Here is a 20,068-nt window from a genome sequence, read left to right on the forward strand (position 1 = left end):
ATACATTCCCATTTCCCCCCGGGAGGTTCGCTACTCCCTTTCGGTTGCAAGTATATACCGTTTTTCTGCAATTTTGCGGGCCAGCCCTACTGAATTGGCACCCTTTTGTTTGGCTAACTGCCAATATTCGAGGGCTTTATCCACTTCATGGAGGTTAAACAATATGTCTCCGTAGTGTTCCAGCATATTAGGGTTCTCGCGCGCTTCTTTTGACTGCAGGGCTTTCTCCATCCATTCCCTGGCCTGCTCATAACGAGCCATCCGGAACAGGATCCAGGCGTATGTATCCATGAAATTGGTACTTTCCGGTTCCAGCTCCAGTGAACGTTTAGACATGCTCTCTGCCTTATTCAGCTGCTCTCCGCGAAGAGAGAGGTAATAACTGAAATTATTCAATACCAGTGCATCATCTGGTTTCAGCGCCAGTGCCCGGTCATAACTGCTGTCTGATAGTTGGTGCTGACCTGTTGCGTGATAGGCATCGCCCAGCAGGGAGTAAACATCTGCCCGCGTATTCTTGTCGCCGTTGCCATTCCCTGTCTGTAATGCAACATTCAAAGCTTCTATGGATGCAGGATAATTCTGTAGCAAAAAGTTCGCCACCCCCTTGAAGTAATGGCCCATAAATTCCCTGGGGAAGCGCTCTGTTACAACTGAGCTCACTTTCAACAGGCTATTGGAGTCTTCCTTACGGGAATAGATCCACATCAGCTGGTACCATACAGTAAAACGTGTGGAATCGAGGGTCACCGCTTTGTTGTAATCCACCAATGCGCTGTCCAGCATACCCGCCTGGGAGAACATATCTGCCTGAAGGGCATAAGCCTTGGCCTCCTGAGGGTGTGCCTCAATGACCAGCTGCGACAGCTGCAAACCTTCCCTCAGTTTGCTGCTGTCTACTCCCTGCATCTGCAGGTAAGGATAGACGTAAGCTACTTTTTCGTCAATACTATAGTCAGGATTGGCAAAAGCGCGGGTCAGGTAAGCCCAGTACTTGTCATGTTTACCCTCTTTTTTGGCATAACCTGACAGGGCTATCAATGCCCTCGGATTAGCGGAATCACGCTGAAGCACTTCATTGTAGATGGCAGCAGCTTCCTCAATCCGGTCGTTGGAGTTATAAATATCTCCCAGGATGATATAATATCTTACTTCATCCGGGTTCTGATTGATCAGTTTATGTACTTCTGTGGCTGCATCTTCCATCCTGTTCAGCTTTAGATAAATCCGCTGTTTCTGGAAGGCCAGTTCTTCGATCACTCCTACTTTCGCTTCCAGGGAATCAAACACTTCCAGTGCTTCTTCAGATTTATCAGCTTTGGAAAGGAATATTCCCTCATTGTACAGATACTCATCATTACCAGGGTAGGCGGCAGCCAGGCGGCCATATACGGCAGCAGCGCTGTCAAACTGGGCATTGACCCCAAAAGCATCTGCCAGTGTGATCTGGAACCATTTATTAGAGCCATCCAGGGTCACCGCCTTACGGGCAAAGCCCAGGGCATAATTAGGGTTACGCACCTCGATGAACAGGCGGGCCAGTTCATAATATGCGGTGGGGTTATTCCTTTTCAGGCGAAGGTAGTCTGAGAATTGTGTGATAGCGGTGCGGTAATCGCCCAGTATTTTAGACCTTTCGGCAGAAAAAAAGAGGCTGTCTGCGCGCTGTTCCAGCAGGGTGGAATCTTTAAGGGAATATACCTGACGGTAAGACTGACGGGCAGCAACCGGTTTGGAAGTAGTACAGGAAGTCTCTGCCAGACAACAAAAGCCTGCCGCTAAAAGAAAAAGAGGTAAGCGCCCCACCAGTCGGTTTAGCGCCGGCCGGCCACTCTTTCCAGGCAAGGTCCTATTGTTATTCCGGGTTCTGAACATTGATTAAGATTTACCGGTGTGGCCAAAACCGCCGGCACCACGTTCTGTTTCTGTCAACAGCTCCACTGCTTCAAGATGGGCCTGCACAAATGGGGCTATCACCATCTGGGCAATCCTTTCACCGGGCGCAATAGCCTGTGGCTCATTTGACAGATTGATCATTATGATCTTAATTTCTCCCCTGTAGTCGGCATCAATTGTACCGGGAGTATTCAGCAGGGTAAGTCCCTGTTTAATAGCCAGACCGCTGCGTGGTCTGATCTGGGCCTCATACCCCGTAGGCAGCTCTATGAACAGGCCGGTGGGTACAAGCATCCTCTCGAGAGGCTGCAGAGTGATAGCTGTTTCCAGGTTGGCCCGGAGGTCCATCCCGGCCGCTTCTGCTGTGGCGTAGGCCGGTAGCGGATTAGCGGATTTATTGATGATCTTTACGGTAATAGCTGCCATTGTTACAAAGGTATTTTAAATAGTCCATAGTCTGCAGATTATGAACATTTGATTCATTTTTGCCGGCCAATCCGGCATAATTACATGACGATCAAATGGATGTACGTATTAACGCTCTCCTCCCTTCTCCAGCAGAACAGTCGCATAAGCCACTACTCCTTCCTCACGGCCCACGAAACCCAGTTTTTCTGTTGTGGTAGCCTTTATAGACACTTCTTCCGTAGAGATATTCAGGATACCAGCAATGGTTTCCTGCATCTGTACTACGTACGGCTTGATCTTGGGTGCCTGCAGGCAAAGTGTACTGTCAATGTTCACTACCTGGTATCCTTTCCCTGTGATCAGCTCCAGTGTACGTTTCAGCAGTATCTTACTGTCAATATTTTTGTAAGTGTGATCTGTATCAGGAAAATGTAGTCCGATATCCCCCAGGCTGGCGGCGCCCAGCATAGCATCGCAAATGGCGTGCAGCAATACATCGGCGTCACTATGTCCCAGGGCTCCCTTATGGTGTGGTACCAATACTCCTCCCAGCCAGAAATCCCGTCCTTCCGTTAACTGATGAAAATCTACTCCAAGGCCAATGCGCAATTTAGTCATGACAGATGTATAAACTTTAAAATGTAAGCTTTAAACTGGTAAAATTAGCGCAAATTAAAAATCCTCCGGGTATTTCCGGAGGATTCTTATATTTTAAAAAAAGATTAACTATTTCACTACCAGCTATTACCAGTTGTTGCCTTGATCTTCTTCCCTGTGACCGAGGTCAAAGATCAGGGAGAAACGCAGGGTATTGGATAGCGGGTTACGCTGAATACCATTGCCAGAAGGGACCAGGTAAGAGAAGTTCAGACCAAACATGTTGTATTTAACACCCAGACCGGCAGTTACGTACTTACGGTTACCCTTGTTCTTGTTTTCATAGAAATAACCGGCACGTACAAAGAACTGGTCATTGTAGCCATATTCACCACCCAGGGAAACAGTTACTTCCTGCAGTTCTTCTTTAAAACCGCCCGGAGCATCCCCAAAGGAAGAGAACATACCAGATATAGTTGACTTCTCACGATAAGCCCCGGTACTGTCTGGAGTAGGTACCAGCAGTTTATTCAGGTCCAATGTGAACATTACTTTGCTGGTCTGGTCCAGTCCTATCGTATATGCAGTACCCAACCCTAAGTTAGTAGGCAGGAAGTCTTTATTGGTAGCAGATTCTGTATAGGAAATCTTGGTACCAATGTTAGTAAGGGCCACACCAACGTTCCAGGTATTTACAGCACTATTGTCTTTCTCAAAGTCTTTTGTGTAGAAAAGGGACAGGTCAGTCGCAAAGGCTTTACCTGGTCTTACCACACGGCCGTTGATATCACCGCTGGCCAGGTTGGAGTAAATAAACCGTCCTGCCAGGGCTACAGAGAAGTTATCTGATAATTTACGGGCGTAACCTGCATCAAATGCAAATTCACGTGGATGGTAGTCGTATGTAGGCATACCGGTAACATCCGTAAAGTTGATAGTACCTAAAGAGAAGTAACGCAATGAGGCAGAAACTGTCTGGAACTCGTCCATCTGATAATACCCTGCCAGGTTAGCCAGGAACACGTCATTCACGAGTTCTTTTAACCAGGGGGTATAAGTAACTGATATTGCGGAGCGGGTTGTTGCAAACGGGATCTTCGCAAGGTTCCAGTAGATGGAATTCGCGTCGGGAGAAGTGGCGACGCCGGCGTCTCCCATGGCTCCTGCCCTTGCATCAGGAGAAATACGAAGAAAAGGTACCGCTGTGTTAATGGTATTTGTTCGTCCGTCCAGATTATCTGTTGAAATCTGGGCATTGACAGACAGAGAGAATAGGATGCAACAAATTAAGACAAGGTTTACAGTTGCCTTTCTGATCATGCAATTATACATGCAATAGTGTTTAGAACGAGTTGTAAAAATAGTTCGAAAATCTATATTATCAATAACAGGGGTCTGGTAAGGGACTCGCGAATTAAGTATGTGCTTTTGATGCATAGGTTATAATACAGTTACTTTTCCGCCTAAAACCTTTGTTTTACCATTCGCTGTTACCAAAATACTATATATGTAAATTCCAGGCGACACCCGGGCGCCGGAATCGGCCGTTCCGTTCCAGGATGCCCCTACATAACGGCTACCACCATCATTTATTGCATGATGTATAGTTTTTATTTGTTGACCCGTTACCGTGAAAATCCTGACAGTCACATCCAACAGCTGGTCCTGCTGATTGTGTTCAAAGGTGAACTGCGTCTGGTCATGGAAAGGGTTCGGGAAACAGCCGGCCTTTCCGACCGTCATTGCTGATGACCGGACTACCCGGAACTGCAGTGTGGCAGTACCGGAATTATTGTGGGTATCCCATGCCTTTATTGTCATAGTATGCGTGCCTTCTGACAGGCCATACAGTGGGAACCGGACCGTTCCTTCCTTGTAATTGTCAGTAGTGGCCTCAAAGAAGCTGTTCAGGATATAGTATTGACTTTCCTTATTATCCAGTGTAGCTATCAGGTCATGTCCTATGCCATAGCCTGAAGTATTAATCCCCTGTTCATCCTTCAGTTGCAGCAATAGTACCGGATTTTCTCCCGTAATCCCCCCGTTGCGGAAATATTCATTGTCCAGGTATGCTTTTATAACAGGCCCCAGCTCATCTTGTTCAATATTATCCGCCGTTCCACCCACCTGTACACCTGAAAACACACCACCCGCTGCTGTCACTCCATTTGATGCATAAAAACTAAGGGCTCCGGCACCTGCCTGATAATCAATATCTGCCGGCACCACGAAAGTGCTGGAAAATTGTCCGTTCTCAACAGTCTGCTGACCACGATACAGTATGTGCTGTTGCTGATAGAAGCCCGCAGGAGTACTACCGGCATCATTCCCACGGGTATATTCCGGCGTGGGTTTATCATAGACGGTCGTGTATAAGGTTCCCTTATAGGCGTCCTGCCGGATGCCATGTTCATCTTCCAGGTGACCTTTTACCGTGTATTTTCCCATTGCTTTCAATGTATCTGGTATATCATTTACCGCCTTTCCGTTGATGGAATCCGTTACGACATGATACCGGGGAAAAGCCAGTGTCAGTGCCGGATCGCCCAATAACTGGAATTTACGGTTATTAGGAATATCGATATAAGTAGCGTACGTCTGGTTTTTACCCTCCATGGCCGCCTGTCCGAGCGTCGGCATACGTCCGTCTGCCCGGGGTGTCAACAGCTTTTGCAGGTAGTTGGCATTCATTACTTTGTTGGAAGCGGAGAATACTGCCCTGGTAGTCGTCATCAGTGCAATACCACCTCCATTCTCCTGTAACAACAGCTTCTCCCCCAGAGAGACATACGCCGGATTATCAAAAGGCGCAAAATCGCAGGTAGCTGTGATAAAAAGTGGCAGTTTACCTGCGTTCTTCCAGGTGGCCAGGGAGCTTTCCTCCATGATCACCTCTTCTGCCAGCCGGGAGTAACTTCCGTGACCGGTATAATTCCAGATCAGGGTGCCATCGAAGATATCTTCTGCGATGGCAGCATTTACTGCCGGATAACGGCTGCCACCCGCATCAGCTATCTTCGGGTAAGCATCCAGGTAGATCTTGTCAATATGCCCTGCCGGCCATTGTGCTGCAATAATCTCACTCATGCTCTCCGCATCCTGCAAATGAAGGTTGTCATCTCCGTCATCTGCCACGACCGTAACATGTTGTTGCCAACGGCCAAAGTTCGCTGGCGCGTTATAACCAATAATCTTATTCACCAGTGCTGCCGCCTGAGCGGGTTGCTGCACAGGCAGGCGGCCTATCGCTATATCCAGCAGGTTTTGCCTGCTATTATCGTTGATATCGTCTGCATCATCCAGGAAGCCGAAAAAGTCGTCTGACGGATAGGCATTTATCGGATCTATGGAAATCGTGCTTTGCCAGGTGGGCACCATATTCGTGTTTCCTGCCACTCTGTTCTTATAATCGTAAGAGGCATCTCCGAACAGTAACAGGTATTGCAGTCCTCCCCTGTCATAACACATCTTCACAAAATCTCTTACTGCTACGGGATCAGCAGTACCTGAACCAAACTCATTATAGATCTCGTTTACTGTTACCACTTTCACGGTCAGGCCATCATGGCTGCTATGCCAGGAAGCCAAATTGGTAGCAGCAGACTGTAAAGTGGGTGTAGTCACAATCAGCATATCTACGGTACCTATGCCGTGAAGGTCCTGATTAGCTACAGGGCCTGCTGATGTTGGCTGCAAATACCCTTGTCCGGAGAAAGCTGCATATTCATGCAGGGTGCTACAATCTCTGGTAAAGGTAAGCGTGGAGCCGGCCAGCTGGGTTTTAATCTTTACGGGTTGCAGCGGGTCTGTCACGTCCAGGATAACTGTCTGGTTAACGGCCTGTTCCAGCCTGAACTGTGCGTTCTGACCGGGAGTTACAGAAGCTATGTCCCTGAAAAAGAGCGGTTCCCGGGCCGGTAGCTGTAGCGGGCATCGGGCCTGTAAGGTCAGATAATCAAGCCATCCCTGTGCCCCACTGCCGCCGGGCGTAAAACTAAGTGTGACCGGTACAGTTGTGGCCGCAGGCGTTGCCGTAAAATAGCCCGTTGCTACTGAAGCAAAAGCCTCAAATATATTACCGCTGACGGGCGATAAAGACAGGGAACCCAGCATATTATTTCCCGCCTGTATGGAAAAACGGCTGGTGCCAATTCCCCTGGCAGCCACCCTCACTCCTACTTTTAGGGAGAGGGGAGTCAATGGCAGTGAAAAATTAATATAGCGTAATGGCTGTACACTGCTAAATACCGATCCCCACCATTGTTTACCACTGGCCAGAAAGTTGATGCTATCATTCTCATAAAAAGTGTAATAGTCAAAACTGTTGACAATGGGACCAGCAGCCGGTGTTACGTCATCCTGGGCGATCCTTTTGCCGGGAGTACTGCCCGTGGTCAGGAAATACCAGGCCGTGTCCGAATAAAGGTTGGCGGTATGGACAAAATTACTGCCCTGGTATTGCCAGCTATGCGGACCTGGCGCATAGAACAGAAGGTAATCTCCTTCTTCCATCAGCGCTACTTCCGGCAGGTCGTCGTGCCTGGGTGCCGCATTACTTTCAGGCAGCATACGCCCCCCGGTGCCATACAGCCTGACGCCTTTCAGGTCAGCACTCAATCCCATGCCGGTCAGCAGGGTTTTATCTATTTTATAAATGCCCTCCCGGGTAATTGCCAGTTTTTGCCAGCTACCGGAAGAAAGCACGGAATGTGCGGTGTAGGGTCCTCCTCTTCCATTCCCCCCTGATACCCATTGACAAAGGAGTAAGAGAAAAGAGAAGGACATAAACTTCATAGCGGGTATTTGCGCAAACATAGCAATAATAAAGTATATTTATGGGGCGAAATCGACCATTGCGGCTGTTGTCACGAAATGTCTGCATCCGCCCCCGGATTGCATTTCAGTTTTTTATAACATGTGAATATACGGCAGCGGGACATTTTATGACATACTATTTCAAACACTATAATAAGTAGCTATTGTCTGGCGTTTTAATGAACGGGGAGATGTATTTTTGCCCTGTTGCAGGCAATTGAGCGCTTTATGTTATAGTTAAGAGGAACAATCGAAGAATCAAGAGCGTATATTTACAATTTAACCATAACCATATATCTGTGAGTCATCAACCATGAGTCAGCTACTGCCAACAGGGCCACCATAAAGATCTTCCGGCCTTTACAGTTAAGATTAACTTAATACGTAGTCCGGAGAAGCCTCTGAATCATAAAACACTGATTTTAAATAAGATAAACTCTATTAACAGGTGAATGCTTACAGATTAATTATTTTTACTATAAAATAAATTATACTACATTTGCGTTTACCATAAACATCAAATAAAAAAGCTGAATCGCATGCATAGATTAACCTCTGTCTCAATGCTCTTAGGCGCCAGTATAATTATGTCGATGTCTGCCTGTAAAAACGGCGGAGCTTTCGGCAAAAAGAAGGAGAAATCCACCGCTACTGGCTGGAATTACAATGATCCTAAGATGGGTGGTTTCAGTGTGGCCAAAAGTAAAGACCAGCAAACTGGTCCGGGTCTTGTTTTCGTGCAGGGCGGTACCTTCGCCATGGGAGCGACAGAACAGGACGTTATGGCTGACTGGAATAACATTCCAAGACGTATTACTGTTTCCTCATTCTACATTGATGAAACAGAAGTAGCCAACGTTCACTACCGTGAATACCTGTACTGGCTGCGTCGTATGTACGACGAGTCCTTCCCGGACGTATATCGTAAAGCTTTACCAGATACCCTGGTATGGCGTAGCGAACTGGCTTATAACGAGCCTCTTGTAGAATATTATTTCCGTCACCCTGCTTACAACGATTATCCGGTAGTAGGTGTGAACTGGAAACAGGCTGTTGACTATTGTAAATGGCGCTCCAACCGTGTGAACGAAAAGATGCTGATCGATAAAGGGTTGCTGTCCAAAAACGATATGAAGAACCAGGCTGATGATAACACCTTCGATACCAAGGCATATACTGCGGGCCTCTATGAGGGTATCCCGGGTAACATGTCCAAGAGTACCAAGGCGCAGTTCAGAAACGCTGACGGTTCTCCACGTACTGCTCAATTCGAAGATGGTGTAATGTTGCCTAACTACCGCCTCCCGACAGAAGCTGAATGGGAATATGCGGCACTGGGTTACATCGGTCAGAACCCTGGCCCTTCCAAGAAAGAAGGTAAACGTGGTGAGGAGTTGATCATGAACAAACAGGTATATTCCTGGGGAACTAACACAAGTGGTCTGAGGGATATCCGCCGTGGTGCATGGCAGGGTCAGTTCCTGGCGAACTTCAAACGTGGTTCCGGTGATAACATGGGTATGGCCGGTGGTCTGAACGACCGTGCGTCTATCCCTGGTCCTGTAATTGCTTTCTTCCCGAACACTTTCGGTATCTATAACATGTCAGGTAACGTAAGCGAGTGGGTACTGGACGTTTACCGTCCGCTGAACCCGATCGATGGTGATGACTTCAACTACTTCCGTGGTAACAAGTTCCAGACTACTTATATGAATGCTGATGGCGAAGCTGAAAAGGATAGCCTGGGTCACCTGAAAATGCGTGATGTAACTGACGAAGAAAGTGCTAACCGTCTGAACTACCAGAAAGGTGATGTTATTAACTACCTCGATGGTGACTCCCTGTCACAGGTTGAGTATGGTTACGGTGTTACCTCCCTGATCAACGATAAATCTCACGTTGTAAAAGGTGGTAGCTGGAACGACCGCGCTTACTGGCTCTCTCCAGGTGCACGCCGTTACATGCAGGAAGATATGGCCACCAACACTGTAGGTTTCCGTTGTGCAATGGACCGCGTGGGTAGCCCTGAAGGTAACAAATTCAAAACTGGTCAGCTGTTCAAGAAACAACGCCAGAAGAGATAATGCCAATTTTATAGAGCATAAAAAAAGCCCTCCTGATAATCAGGAGGGCTTTTTTTTATGCTAATATTCTCTGTAATTATTTCCAGATCTCCAGGATCTCTTCTGTGTGATTTTTGGTATCCGGCCTTACAATGATCTTATCTATCACACCCGACTCATTAATCAGGAAAGTAGTACGGTGCGTCCCGTCGTAGATGCGGCCCATGAACTTCTTCTCTCCCCATACGCCATACTGTGTATGAATGGTACGGTCCTCATCTGCCAGTAACGGGAAAGGCAGGTCATATTTCTCTACAAATTTTTTGTGACGCTTTTCACTGTCTGTACTCACGCCCACCACTGCAAATCCTTTTTTCAACAGTATATGATAGTTGTCCCTCAGGTTACACGCCTGGTTCGTACAGGCAGGTGTCATATCCTTAGGGTAAAAATACAGTATCACTTTCTTCCCCTTTAGATCTGCCAGCGAAACCTCCTTTCCTTCCTGATCCGTTCCTTTAAAGATGGGCGCTTTATCTCCTTCTTTCAAATGTGTCATATATTCTTCTTCCTATCTCGTAAATGTAAACGTCTGTTCTTTGGTATTACCGGCAATATCTGTCACCAGCATGCGCAGGCTGTGTTTACCCGGCTTACAATGCTCATCGAATGTGTAGGAAATAACATTACCCCTCCGGCCAAACATCAGCCATTTGCCATCAAGTTCTGCCCGGTAAGCTTTTATGCCGCTGTTATCGCTGATGGCGAAAGACAATTTCGCAGCCTTTGACAGATTGGCTCCGTTCTTTACCCCGAGCAAAGCGATTTTAGGCAGAACAGTATCCACTTCCAGGTGGAAATCGCCAAACTCGCGGAACTGGCCCACATACCAGCCCTTCTCCAGCGTAGTACCTGCAATGGTCTCTCCCAGGCCCTCACGTACCATCACTACCTTATGCTGCTGTGCAGCCGGTATAGGCCTGTCGGGCTTTATATGCAGGGTAAAATTGCTGTGTAAAGGGACCAGTGCTGTATGAAGGCGGAAAATTGAGGAGGAAGACTTTGACTTCTCCCCTGCGGGGATCTCCGCATAGTTAAAGCAGATCCTGTCGTAAAGGGAATTCTCCTCCAGGAAAAATTCTACCTGGTTATTCTCGAAGATATTGCGGGATTCCGCATACATTGTATTGGCGCATTTGGTAGGCTCTGGCGCATCTCCACTCTGCTGCAGGGAGAATTTCACGGTGGTGGAATTGCCATAGGCGTCCTTCACCAGCAGTTTTACCGGATGAGGTGTACCGTCTGACAGGTCAATGGTACCATCTCCCTGTACATCCTTATAGATCTCCAGCTTATTACCCGGTACGGAAAATAGCAGCTGCAGCCAGGGTCCTCCGCCTTTTCTTATTTTATAGTCCGTGTGGGCATTGATATATCGGGACTCCTCAAACCCGATATTATCTATCTGGAACCCGCTGTTGGGTACATCCTTATCAAACATCACTACTTCATAGATACCATAACTGTTAGGCACATTGCTCATACGGTCCACTGCATTCAGCCCAATTCCTGCCAGTCCGGTTCTTACTTTGATCAATGGCGTGGCAGTCACATATTCACCGTTCACCTTCTTTACAGGCAGTATGGTAGGCGTCTGGTCATAGATGCTCCTGTCCATATCATATATCGCAATCCGGAATACTTCAGGTGCTTTGGTATCGGGGATATCGAAACCGAACAGCAACGGGTTCAACGGATGTTCGGTATGGGTATCCCTGATTTCAAAATGCACGTGCGGCCCGCCGGAAGCGCCGGTATTACCGCTCCATGCCACGAAGTCGCCTTTCTTTACAGGAAATTTGTCTGCCGGGATCTTCAGGTCGGTTGCCCAGCTTTCCGCGGCGTATTGCTGCTGCTTCACATATTGCTCCAGAGCAGGGAAAAAGCGGTTCAGGTGGCCGTAAGCGGTAGTATACCCATTAGGGTGCGTAATGTACAACACGTTCCCGTAACCGGTATGAGATACGCCAATCCGGCTTACATATCCATCTGCGGCAGCATATACGGGCAGATTCTCCTTCTGTTGGGTTTTAATGTCTATCCCTGCGTGAAAGTGGTTGGGACGAAGCTCTCCATAATTACCTGCCAGTTGAATAGGCACAGCCAGTGGATTGCGGAAATATCCCTGTGGATAGTTCTTTTCCGGTAACTGAGCGTGTAACAGCTGAGGTAATAAGATGCATAACCCGAATATCCGTTTTATCATGACGCAAAAATAAGGGGAAATCAATATCCTCTAAATCCTAATTTTGTGCCTTAACAGCCCCGTTATGAAAGGTAGACTTAGTCAGGTGCTTATACATATTGCCGGTTGCGTTACTTTTCTGGCGTTGCCGATCGTCTTTTCCCCGGATGCCAGCAGCCTGTCTGATCTGTGGAGGCACCCTCCTGCCATGAAAGATTTCCTCGTCTACCTGGCATTGCTGCTATTCTTTTATTTCAATTATTTCTGGCTGATCCCTAATTACTACTTCAAACGTAAATACGGCGGCCTCTCTATCATTACCATTCTATGCTTTGTGGCAATAGTACTAGTACCTAATCTCCTGATCGGCTTTCGGGGTGGCCCTAACCGTGCAGGATATGAGTGGCCCGCTAACAATCCCATCCCGCTACCGTCAGACCGCCCACCGAGACAGTTTAATCCCTCGCCTACTCCACCGCCGGCAGACAGTATCCCGTCTTTCGGGCAGGAATCCCCGCCACCAACTGGTCGACCATTCCCTCCACCGGACCGTTTTCATGGCCCCGGACAACATGAGGAGGTATCCCGGTCATTGTTGCTGGACGTAAGTCATCAGCTGTTCCTTTTCCTGGCCGTATTCTTCTTCTCCCTTATCCTGAAAATAAGTTACCGCTGGCGGCTGACAGAAAAGGAGAAACTGAATGCAGAGCTGTCGTACCTGAAAGCGCAGATCAATCCGCACTTTCTTTTTAATATCCTGAATACTATCTATTCTCTTGCGATTGAAAAGTCGGATCAGACAGGTACCGCTGTCGTCAAGCTATCGCAGATGATGCGTTACGTGATCAGTGATGCCGGTAATCACCTGGTGCCATTATCGAGGGAGATTGATTATCTCAGTAATTATATCGAACTACAAAAATTGCGTTTCGGAGATTCGATACCTTTGTCATTCACGGTAACAGGCAAAGCTACCGGGCAACTGATTGCACCATTGATCCTGATCTCTTTTGTAGAAAATGCGTTTAAACATGGTGTGAATGCGGCAGAAAATACAGACATCCGCATTACAGTGAACATTGATGAAAAACAACTGTATTTTAAAGCATTCAATAACAAGGTAACTGTGCTGGAAGTACAGGAAACAACAGGCGGACTTGGTATAGAAAATACCCAGAAACGCCTGCAGTTACTATATCCTGGCAGTCATACACTACTGATCCGGGATGAGGAACATTATTTTGAAGTATCCCTTTTATTGCAATTAACATGACCTTACAAGCTATTGCCATAGATGATGAATTACCGGCTTTAAAGCTGATACAGCACTTCTGTGCGAAAGTGGATTTCATACAGTTGCAGAAGACATTCAATGTACCTGAAGAGGCATTGAAGTATATCACGAAATACCCGGTAGACCTGCTTTTCCTGGATATCAACATGCCTTCTGTAAGTGGTATTGATCTATACCGTTCCATACAGCAACAGGCACTGGTGATCTTCACTACAGCTCATAGTGAATATGCGGTAGAAGGGTTTAACCTCAACGCAGTGGATTACCTGCTGAAGCCTTTCACTTTCGAGCGTTTCCTGCAGGCCGTACAGAAAGCGCAACATGTAAAGCAATTCAACCAGTCGCATCCCACCACACCGCCTCCGCTCATATTCAGAGTGGATTATGGCCTGACAAGAGTCCAGATCACGGATATCCTCTTTGTAGAAGGCCTGGACGATTACCTGAAAATACATCTCTATCAGCAGCCCCCGCTGATAGTCAGGATGACAATGAAAGTACTGCTGGAAAAACTGCCTCCGCAGTCCTTCATCAGGGTACACCGTTCTTACATCGTAGCCATGGACCGTATAGAGCAGGTACGCAATAAAACCATCCTGATAGCCGGCAACGAAATACCTATAAGCAACAGTTATGAGGACGCTTTCTTCAGTCAGTTCCGGCGCCTGTAGTCCATTCACCGCAACATATAATGGCTTTACCTCAATCACATGGCCATGTCCCGTATTAAAGAAATATTTGTGTTGGTAAAACAGTTATATCAGTGAACAAACCAACTCAATATGGAAAGAAAAGATTTTCTAAGGAACGGGATGGGCATACTGGGCCTGGCTTCCATCGTACCTATGCTGAATGCGTGCGGTAAAGACGACAATACGACCAGTACAGATACCGACACCACCACGGGAACTGATACAGAAACAGGCGGCACCTGTACCGTGTCTGATACCGAAACTGATGGTCCGTATCCGCTGTATAGCAGCAGGGGATCTTCCATACAGCGCGTGGATATTACAGATGGTAAAACCGGCCTGCCACTGAGCATCGTTATCACTGTGCGCAATGTGAAAAACAATTGTGCTGTGGTGAGCAATGCGCGTGTGGATATCTGGCATTGCGATAAAGATGGTTACTATTCAGGATACAGTAATTCCGGTTACCTGGGCACACAGGACAATACAGCCCTGGTCTTCTGCCGTGGCCTTCAATATACAGACAGTGCCGGATTAGCGAAGTTCACTTCTATTTATCCGGGCTGGTACACCGGCCGCGTTACTCATATCCATGCACAGATCTATGTGGACAGCTCATTGAAACTAACCACACAGATTGCTTTTCCGGATGCGATCAACACTGCAGTTTATAAAACATCCCTTTACAGTGCACATGGCCAGAATTCAATCACCAATGCACAGGATAATATCATTATGGATTCATTGGACAATGAACTTGCAACTGTCACAGCGAATAGCACCACGGGCGGATATGATCTGACCCATACTATTTACATTTCTGCTTAGGTAATGAGTGAGCACTTGTTATGAAAGCAAAAGGACCGGCTATAAACCGGTCCTTTTTATAAGTAGTTGTGTACAATCTGTGTGTTGATCTACTTCGCTTCCGCCTCTGCTTCAGCCTCTGCCTCCACCTTATGTTTTTTAGGGTAGTTGAACAGTAAGCTGGTGATGATCGGGATCAGGAAAATAGATACAGTGATAATGGATGTAGCCCAGTCTGCCTGATGACTTTCCAGGAATTGAGCCGCTGCAGTTTCGGGATAGAAATGCTCATAGATAGCCAGCATCAGTTTGATACCCAATACACCAATCACCAGGAAAGCTGCAGTTTCCAGGAAAGGATATTTCTCCATCAGTCTTACGAACCCCTGTGCTACGAAACGCATGGCCAGGATACCGATAAATACGCCGGTCCAGATCAACACGATATTATCGCTGAATGCAACTGCTGCAAACACATTATCAATAGAGAATGCAAGGTCCATCAGCTCCACCAGCGCTACGGTAGCCCAGAACTGGCCCATCCAGCCAATCGTTGCCTTATATAACCAGTTGCTGCTCTTATCAATCTCTTCAGCTTCCTGCTCTACAATGCCAGCTTTCTCTGCCTTTGATTTTTCAGCTCTCTTCTTGAAATAATCGTAGGTCAGATAGAGGAGATAAAGTCCGCCAACCGGTTTCAGCCACCATACTTTAATGAGCAGAGATGCGAACAGTAAACAAATACCTCTGAAGACATAGGCACCAATAATACCGTACTTCAGCGCTTTGTTACGTTGTTCCTTTGGCAGGTCCATTACCATTGTAGCCAATACGGCCGCATTATCCACCGACAACAGACTTTCAATAATAATCAGGTTTCCGACGATCAGCAAGGCAGGTATCGGGTTGTCCAAGATCTGCTGGAACATTTCAGCGATTTGCATAGTTGTTTGTTATTTTCTTGTTTTTGTTGATAGACATTAATTGTTTACGAGTTGCACCACTATAAGCCGTCCTCCTTCTTCCTGGGACAGCAGCAACTGCTTGTTATCTGTCAGCTCCACCATAGAGTTTATTGGAATATCCTTCCCCTCCGTGACATCTTTTAAAGATGTAAGCGTCTGATTGACAAGTTGCCACTTATTATTATGAAATACAAAATATCCCACCGGTTTTTTCTGCTGGTCTGTTAGTCTTTCGTTCGGATAAATGTTCCTATTCACATGCCATGGATACAAATACTGGTTGTGATATACCATTAACCGGTGATTTTCGGGCGTAAAACTACCCGGTTTTCTTGACCAATACAAATTGAGTACCGGTAATTGTCCGCGGTAAGGCGTATTACAGAACGGACAGCAGGGACTGGTTGTATTGTCAAACACAAACCATTTCTGGTCACAGCTTTTGTTCTGGCAGGGTTGCAGCAGGTCAACCGTTTTGATCAGTGCCTGTTCCCATTCATCTGCAGTAGGGCGTAATGAAGGGTTATGCAATCCGTCAATAAATGCTTTCTCAAACATTTCCTTCAGGTAGGGCCCGCAGACTGTATACGGTATTTTATTCACATCAGCCCAGGGCAGGTGGGTAGGTTTTACCTGATCCAGTCTTGGCCTGTTGGAAGTATCTGTAGGGTGTTCTATAAACAATGCATTCGCACCCATAGACAATTCTTCGTCTTTCTGAGCGTCTGTGTCATGGATCTTTCCTCCACGCAGTGGATGACGATACAGCAGGTACATGTAGATCATGACGGCCAGCGCATGCCTGTCTGTCGCAATACTGGGCAGTTTACGGGCAGGATCTTCTTTCGGGAGATGCTTGGTCGCCATTACCTCCGGCGCAATAAAATCGGGTGTCCCGATCACATCAGGCGGGAACTTGCCTGGCACCACCAGCCCATCAATGTCAATAATCGTGGCACTGCCCGTAATAGGATCTATCAGTACATTTTTGTAGGAAAGATCGGAGTGGGCCAGGCCAGCAGCATGCATACGCCTTACGGCCCGGGCTATCTTGATACAGATGAGACAAAACTTAAACCAGTCGCCCAGTTCAGTTTCATCCAGGTGCAGCTTAAACTGCCGGCTCCTGAATTGCGGAGAAGCAAACCATCTGCCTTCTTTCTCCTTTCCTGCGATGGAAACGATCTGGGCCGCGCCAGGGTTATATCCTTTGGTAAAAAAGAATTTCTTCTGATATACCGGTACGATGATACCGGTCTTCCCGTCCCGCTCCACAATATTACTGGGCCAGCAGAAGAGATCTTTCCAGTATTCTCCTCCCGGCTGATTGAAGATTCTTTCCCGGAACGTATTCACAATGTTGTTGAGCCGCTCTTTGGAATTGAAGTCCTGTTTATCCCTGTAGAAAGCCACTACATATGACTTGTCCGGAGAGAAATAAACGTCCTTCATACCTCCCTGCATCGGGTCGCCATTATCAACATATTGATAAGATTTCCCGTCCTGCGCTGTAACTGTAATAATGTTGCTCATGTATTCCTTATCAGTATAAAATAGCTATGGTACGATCGTCATGGTTACCAGGCGACCAGAAATCCAGCCAGTTAAGCAGGCTTTCCTTTGCTTCTTCCGGTGTACCGGTGAAGTTTACTTTGGCGCTGTCATCGTTGGCCCCGCCGAGATCCTGCCACAGCTGACGCCAGTACTCGTTCTTCTGCAGATTGCCATCTGTCTGGAACTTAGGATCTGTCAGCCCATCTGTCATCAGGAGCAGCGCCGTAAAATCGGGTACCACTTTAAAGCGGATGCGGTTCACGTAAGCGCCGTTGGCAAAGATGTCAGACATTGTCAGGAAGCGGGTCTGGCCTGCAAACTCACCACTGTCAGGTGTGCCCATAACAAAAGCTTCACCTGTGGTATCCTGGTAGATGCCGATTCCTCCGTCTCCAACCCAGAAAGAACTGATCACATAACCGGCTGCATATTTCTTTACCAGCGCAAAAATAAGCGTAGTCGAATAATCTTTTATGTCAGCCCCATTCTCCTGGGCCTCCTGTTTGATCTTTCCCTGGGATGTAAAAGCCAGCTTCCCCAACTGTTCGATGAACTGAGCGCTCACTTTTTTCTGGCTGTCCTCACTGGGATCATTCAGATAAGCAGTGATCGCTTCTTCCAGACCGGCTATCTTATCTCCGGATAAGAGTTCCCGGAAGCTGTTTACAGCCGCTTTACAGGCAATATCAGCCCCTTTACGGCTATATTTCGCTGATCCGGCTCCATCGGCCACGGCAATGATACCCCAGCCCTTTTCGGCGTTAAAATCACATCCAAAACTATCATCCCTGAATTTCCCCTCATGTGCATGGCTGCGCCCTCTTTTGGAAGCAATGACCAGCTTTCGTTCGCCAAAAGGCAGGCTTATTGCTGCCTGGTCAGGCTGCCAGTATTTATCCTGTTCATCTGAAGGCAGGTTCTGCCACAGGGATTTCGGGTCAGGGTTGATAACGAGTAATATCTTTTTTTCGGTGAATGGTTTATCTGCCGGATGGTGTTTCAACCGGAACAACAAGGTGAGTACAAATTCACCCGGTTGTAATGGAGTGCCGGCAATTGTATTTGCTGTTTCATCAAATGTAATGCCCAGCCCTTCCGGAATGCTCCATTCAAAATCGCCCATCTCCTGCAAGCCTATGCCGGCGGGATCGAAAGTGAAACTGTATTGTTTATTCACCTTTGCATTAGGTAGAATAATCTGTTTCTGAAGAATATCGTCAATCAGTGATCTTTCTTTCCAGGATTCCACTATTTCATTTTGTGTGTTTATAATCGTTTCCACTGCCTGTTTAATATGTTCTTCCATCATGAATTTGTCAAACAGTGCCAGCTGATTTTCAGATACCGGTATCCCTTTGTGCCGCAATAACGCTTCTACAAAGCCTTGTTTTGTCATTATCCCTGTGTTCTGTTTATATCCATGTTACCACTGCCAAAGCCATATTTGCCTTGTATTCCACACCACGAACAGGAACTTACCTCTTCCTGTCCTACGCAATGCACTTTACCACATGAACATACCGCGAAACCATACTGGTTGCCACAGCAGGGACAGGTAGGAAAACCTTCCAGCTCGTCTGTATTCACTTTGCTGTTGATAATACCACCTTCAGCAGACAATTCAAAATAAGCATTATCCACCGGGAATGCACCGTTGAGCCTATATCCCATAGACTGCATATTCATACCGCTGATATTCACAGGACGCAATCCTTTCTTATACTTGATGAGATAAGGCTTCTTCGTGTTCTGGCATTTCGCAGCAAAGATGGCATAGTTGGTATCTACAAATCCTGGTTGTACAGGAGACAGTTTATCAATATCCACCTTTTCTATCACCCCGTCACTCAGCTTCGCCAGTTCCATACCCGAGCCGTTATTGCTCACACTCACACTGCTGGATTTGATCGATGCGGTGATCCACCTGAAGAATTCTTTATACGACTGAGGCGTTGTATTCTTAAACATCAGCACTGTCTCTGTCAGCTCCTTCAGTATGCCCAGGTTATTTTCATCACCAAATGAAACTGCGACCAGGTTTGTTTTACTCTGCCAGTTCTGCTTCCACTCACGGATCGCAGCACTGCTATCATCTGTTGGTGTACCATCTGTGAAGAGGAATACGATCGGCTTCCAGTCGCCCTTCTGTGTGGCGGTAGTCTGCACTGTATTCTTACGCAACTCGTACATCAGATGACCAAGACCGTTGCTCAGAGATGTACCTGCACCTATCGGGAACTTTGGTGGATAGAAACTGATCACTTCCTGCAACGGTACTATCGTTTTCGCCTGACCGGCAAATACGATAATAGACACCCAGGCAGTTTCCAGTGCATAGGGATCAGATTTCAACTCTTTAATAATCGTCGCCAATCCCTCCTCCACAAACTGTATCTGTTCTCCCACCATAGATTCAGATACATCTATGAGGAAATAAATAGGTAGTCTTCTCATCAGTAGAAATAATTAAGTACCAGCAAAATGATCAGCAACAATATCTGGGTCATATCAACAGACAAACCTGTTCCCACCTGGAATGGTTTAATACCGCTGAACAAACTCAGTACGGGTTTGAAAATGCTCTTGAAGAAGCTGAAGGTCTGCTTATATTGACCCGTTAAACGATCTTCATAAGGCAACAGTTTTGAGTATAGAAAGAGTCCTACAATAAGGATGTTAATAATAAGATGGATAATGAAAAACATTGGTATAGTTCTTTGGTAAAGGGTATC

16 protein-coding genes are annotated in these 20,068 nt (G+C 46.9%); 4 read left to right on the forward strand and 12 right to left on the reverse strand.

Annotation, left to right across the window (positions count from 1 at the left end; translation table 11 throughout):
- Window positions 1-30 precede the first annotated feature (30 nt).
- From BLR32_RS18850 to porU, 5 genes are all read right to left on the reverse strand, one after another.
- Window positions 31-1,875 (reverse strand): tetratricopeptide repeat protein, encoded by a 1,845-nt coding sequence (locus BLR32_RS18850; protein ID WP_089834399.1) that lies wholly within the window; start codon window positions 1,873-1,875, stop codon window positions 31-33.
- Window positions 1,876-1,878: 3 nt separating this feature from the next.
- Window positions 1,879-2,322, reverse strand: coding sequence for a dUTP diphosphatase (gene dut, locus BLR32_RS18855; protein WP_089834400.1), 444 nt, complete (start codon window positions 2,320-2,322; stop codon window positions 1,879-1,881).
- Window positions 2,323-2,430: 108 nt separating this feature from the next.
- Window positions 2,431-2,922, reverse strand: a complete 492-nt coding sequence (ispF, locus tag BLR32_RS18860) for a 2-C-methyl-D-erythritol 2,4-cyclodiphosphate synthase (protein WP_089834401.1) — start codon at window positions 2,920-2,922, stop codon at window positions 2,431-2,433.
- Window positions 2,923-3,048: 126 nt separating this feature from the next.
- Window positions 3,049-4,233 (reverse strand): type IX secretion system outer membrane channel protein PorV, encoded by a 1,185-nt coding sequence (gene porV, locus BLR32_RS18865; RefSeq protein WP_089834402.1) that lies wholly within the window; start codon window positions 4,231-4,233, stop codon window positions 3,049-3,051.
- 108 nt (window positions 4,234-4,341) lie between these two features.
- Window positions 4,342-7,695: a type IX secretion system sortase PorU gene (porU, locus tag BLR32_RS18870; RefSeq protein ID WP_176842340.1), complete on the reverse strand. Its 3,354-nt coding sequence runs from the start codon at window positions 7,693-7,695 to the stop codon at window positions 4,342-4,344.
- Window positions 7,696-8,255: 560 nt separating this feature from the next.
- Between porU and BLR32_RS18875 the strand changes: the two genes are divergently transcribed.
- Window positions 8,256-9,800: an SUMF1/EgtB/PvdO family nonheme iron enzyme gene (locus BLR32_RS18875; protein WP_089834404.1), complete on the forward strand. Its 1,545-nt coding sequence runs from the start codon at window positions 8,256-8,258 to the stop codon at window positions 9,798-9,800.
- Between the two features lie 76 nt (window positions 9,801-9,876).
- Here the strand turns inward: BLR32_RS18875 and bcp are convergent, their stop codons facing one another.
- Together bcp and BLR32_RS18885 are read right to left on the reverse strand one after the other, a co-directional pair.
- Window positions 9,877-10,338 (reverse strand): thioredoxin-dependent thiol peroxidase, encoded by a 462-nt coding sequence (gene bcp, locus BLR32_RS18880; RefSeq protein WP_089834405.1) that lies wholly within the window; start codon window positions 10,336-10,338, stop codon window positions 9,877-9,879.
- A 12-nt stretch (window positions 10,339-10,350) separates the two neighbouring features.
- Window positions 10,351-12,045: a peptidoglycan DD-metalloendopeptidase family protein gene (locus BLR32_RS18885; RefSeq protein WP_089834406.1), complete on the reverse strand. Its 1,695-nt coding sequence runs from the start codon at window positions 12,043-12,045 to the stop codon at window positions 10,351-10,353.
- 64 nt (window positions 12,046-12,109) lie between these two features.
- Here BLR32_RS18885 and BLR32_RS18890 point away from each other — a divergent pair, with 64 nt between their 5' ends.
- From BLR32_RS18890 to BLR32_RS18900, 3 genes are all read left to right on the forward strand, one after another.
- Complete coding sequence (locus BLR32_RS18890) at window positions 12,110-13,297, forward strand: sensor histidine kinase (RefSeq protein WP_089834407.1); 1,188 nt, start codon at window positions 12,110-12,112, stop codon at window positions 13,295-13,297.
- Complete coding sequence (locus tag BLR32_RS18895) at window positions 13,294-13,989, forward strand: LytR/AlgR family response regulator transcription factor (protein WP_089834408.1); 696 nt, start codon at window positions 13,294-13,296, stop codon at window positions 13,987-13,989. Before BLR32_RS18890 ends, BLR32_RS18895 begins: the two co-directional genes overlap by 4 nt.
- A 111-nt stretch (window positions 13,990-14,100) precedes the next feature.
- The gene (locus BLR32_RS18900) at window positions 14,101-14,838 is read left to right on the forward strand and encodes a peptidase associated/transthyretin-like domain-containing protein (protein WP_089834409.1); all 738 of its coding nucleotides are present in this window, start codon (window positions 14,101-14,103) and stop codon (window positions 14,836-14,838) included.
- Between the two features lie 89 nt (window positions 14,839-14,927).
- Here BLR32_RS18900 and BLR32_RS18905 read toward each other — a convergent pair whose 3' ends face one another.
- From BLR32_RS18905 to BLR32_RS18925, 5 genes are read right to left on the reverse strand one after another with little or no spacing between them, the layout of a single operon-like run.
- Window positions 14,928-15,761, reverse strand: coding sequence for a DUF475 domain-containing protein (locus BLR32_RS18905; protein WP_089834410.1), 834 nt, complete (start codon window positions 15,759-15,761; stop codon window positions 14,928-14,930).
- Between the two features lie 36 nt (window positions 15,762-15,797).
- Complete coding sequence (locus tag BLR32_RS18910; RefSeq protein ID WP_089834411.1) at window positions 15,798-17,315, reverse strand: helix-hairpin-helix domain-containing protein; 1,518 nt, start codon at window positions 17,313-17,315, stop codon at window positions 15,798-15,800.
- A gap of 10 nt (window positions 17,316-17,325) precedes the next feature.
- Window positions 17,326-18,732: a protein phosphatase 2C domain-containing protein gene (locus tag BLR32_RS18915; RefSeq protein WP_089834412.1), complete on the reverse strand. Its 1,407-nt coding sequence runs from the start codon at window positions 18,730-18,732 to the stop codon at window positions 17,326-17,328.
- Complete coding sequence (locus tag BLR32_RS18920) at window positions 18,732-19,790, reverse strand: TerY-C metal binding domain-containing protein (RefSeq protein WP_089834413.1); 1,059 nt, start codon at window positions 19,788-19,790, stop codon at window positions 18,732-18,734. Before BLR32_RS18920 ends, BLR32_RS18915 begins: the two co-directional genes overlap by 1 nt.
- Complete coding sequence (locus BLR32_RS18925) at window positions 19,790-20,041, reverse strand: hypothetical protein (RefSeq protein WP_089834414.1); 252 nt, start codon at window positions 20,039-20,041, stop codon at window positions 19,790-19,792. The genes BLR32_RS18920 and BLR32_RS18925 overlap by 1 nt, the downstream gene beginning before the upstream one ends.
- Window positions 20,042-20,068 lie beyond the last annotated feature (27 nt).

It is taken from the genome of Chitinophaga filiformis (assembly GCF_900102545.1).
Taxonomy (GTDB): Bacteria; Bacteroidota; Bacteroidia; order Chitinophagales; family Chitinophagaceae; genus Chitinophaga; species Chitinophaga filiformis.

Bases quoted from the DNA above. Each gene is read 5' to 3' on its own strand.
- BLR32_RS18850 (WP_089834399.1), bottom strand. From the start codon at position 1,875: ATGTTCAGAACCCGGAATAACAATAGGACCTTGCCTGGAAAGAGTGGC.
- dut (WP_089834400.1), bottom strand. From the start codon at position 2,322: ATGGCAGCTATTACCGTAAAGATCATCAATAAATCCGCTAATCCGCTA.
- ispF (WP_089834401.1), bottom strand. From the start codon at position 2,922: ATGACTAAATTGCGCATTGGCCTTGGAGTAGATTTTCATCAGTTAACG.
- porV (WP_089834402.1), bottom strand. From the start codon at position 4,233: ATGTATAATTGCATGATCAGAAAGGCAACTGTAAACCTTGTCTTAATT.
- porU (WP_176842340.1), bottom strand. From the start codon at position 7,695: ATGAAGTTTATGTCCTTCTCTTTTCTCTTACTCCTTTGTCAATGGGTA.
- BLR32_RS18875 (WP_089834404.1), top strand. From the start codon at position 8,256: ATGCATAGATTAACCTCTGTCTCAATGCTCTTAGGCGCCAGTATAATT.
- bcp (WP_089834405.1), bottom strand. From the start codon at position 10,338: ATGACACATTTGAAAGAAGGAGATAAAGCGCCCATCTTTAAAGGAACG.
- BLR32_RS18885 (WP_089834406.1), bottom strand. From the start codon at position 12,045: ATGATAAAACGGATATTCGGGTTATGCATCTTATTACCTCAGCTGTTA.
- BLR32_RS18890 (WP_089834407.1), top strand. From the start codon at position 12,110: ATGAAAGGTAGACTTAGTCAGGTGCTTATACATATTGCCGGTTGCGTT.
- BLR32_RS18895 (WP_089834408.1), top strand. From the start codon at position 13,294: ATGACCTTACAAGCTATTGCCATAGATGATGAATTACCGGCTTTAAAG.
- BLR32_RS18900 (WP_089834409.1), top strand. From the start codon at position 14,101: ATGGAAAGAAAAGATTTTCTAAGGAACGGGATGGGCATACTGGGCCTG.
- BLR32_RS18905 (WP_089834410.1), bottom strand. From the start codon at position 15,761: ATGCAAATCGCTGAAATGTTCCAGCAGATCTTGGACAACCCGATACCT.
- BLR32_RS18910 (WP_089834411.1), bottom strand. From the start codon at position 17,315: ATGAGCAACATTATTACAGTTACAGCGCAGGACGGGAAATCTTATCAA.
- BLR32_RS18915 (WP_089834412.1), bottom strand. From the start codon at position 18,732: ATGACAAAACAAGGCTTTGTAGAAGCGTTATTGCGGCACAAAGGGATA.
- BLR32_RS18920 (WP_089834413.1), bottom strand. From the start codon at position 19,790: ATGAGAAGACTACCTATTTATTTCCTCATAGATGTATCTGAATCTATG.
- BLR32_RS18925 (WP_089834414.1), bottom strand. From the start codon at position 20,041: ATGTTTTTCATTATCCATCTTATTATTAACATCCTTATTGTAGGACTC.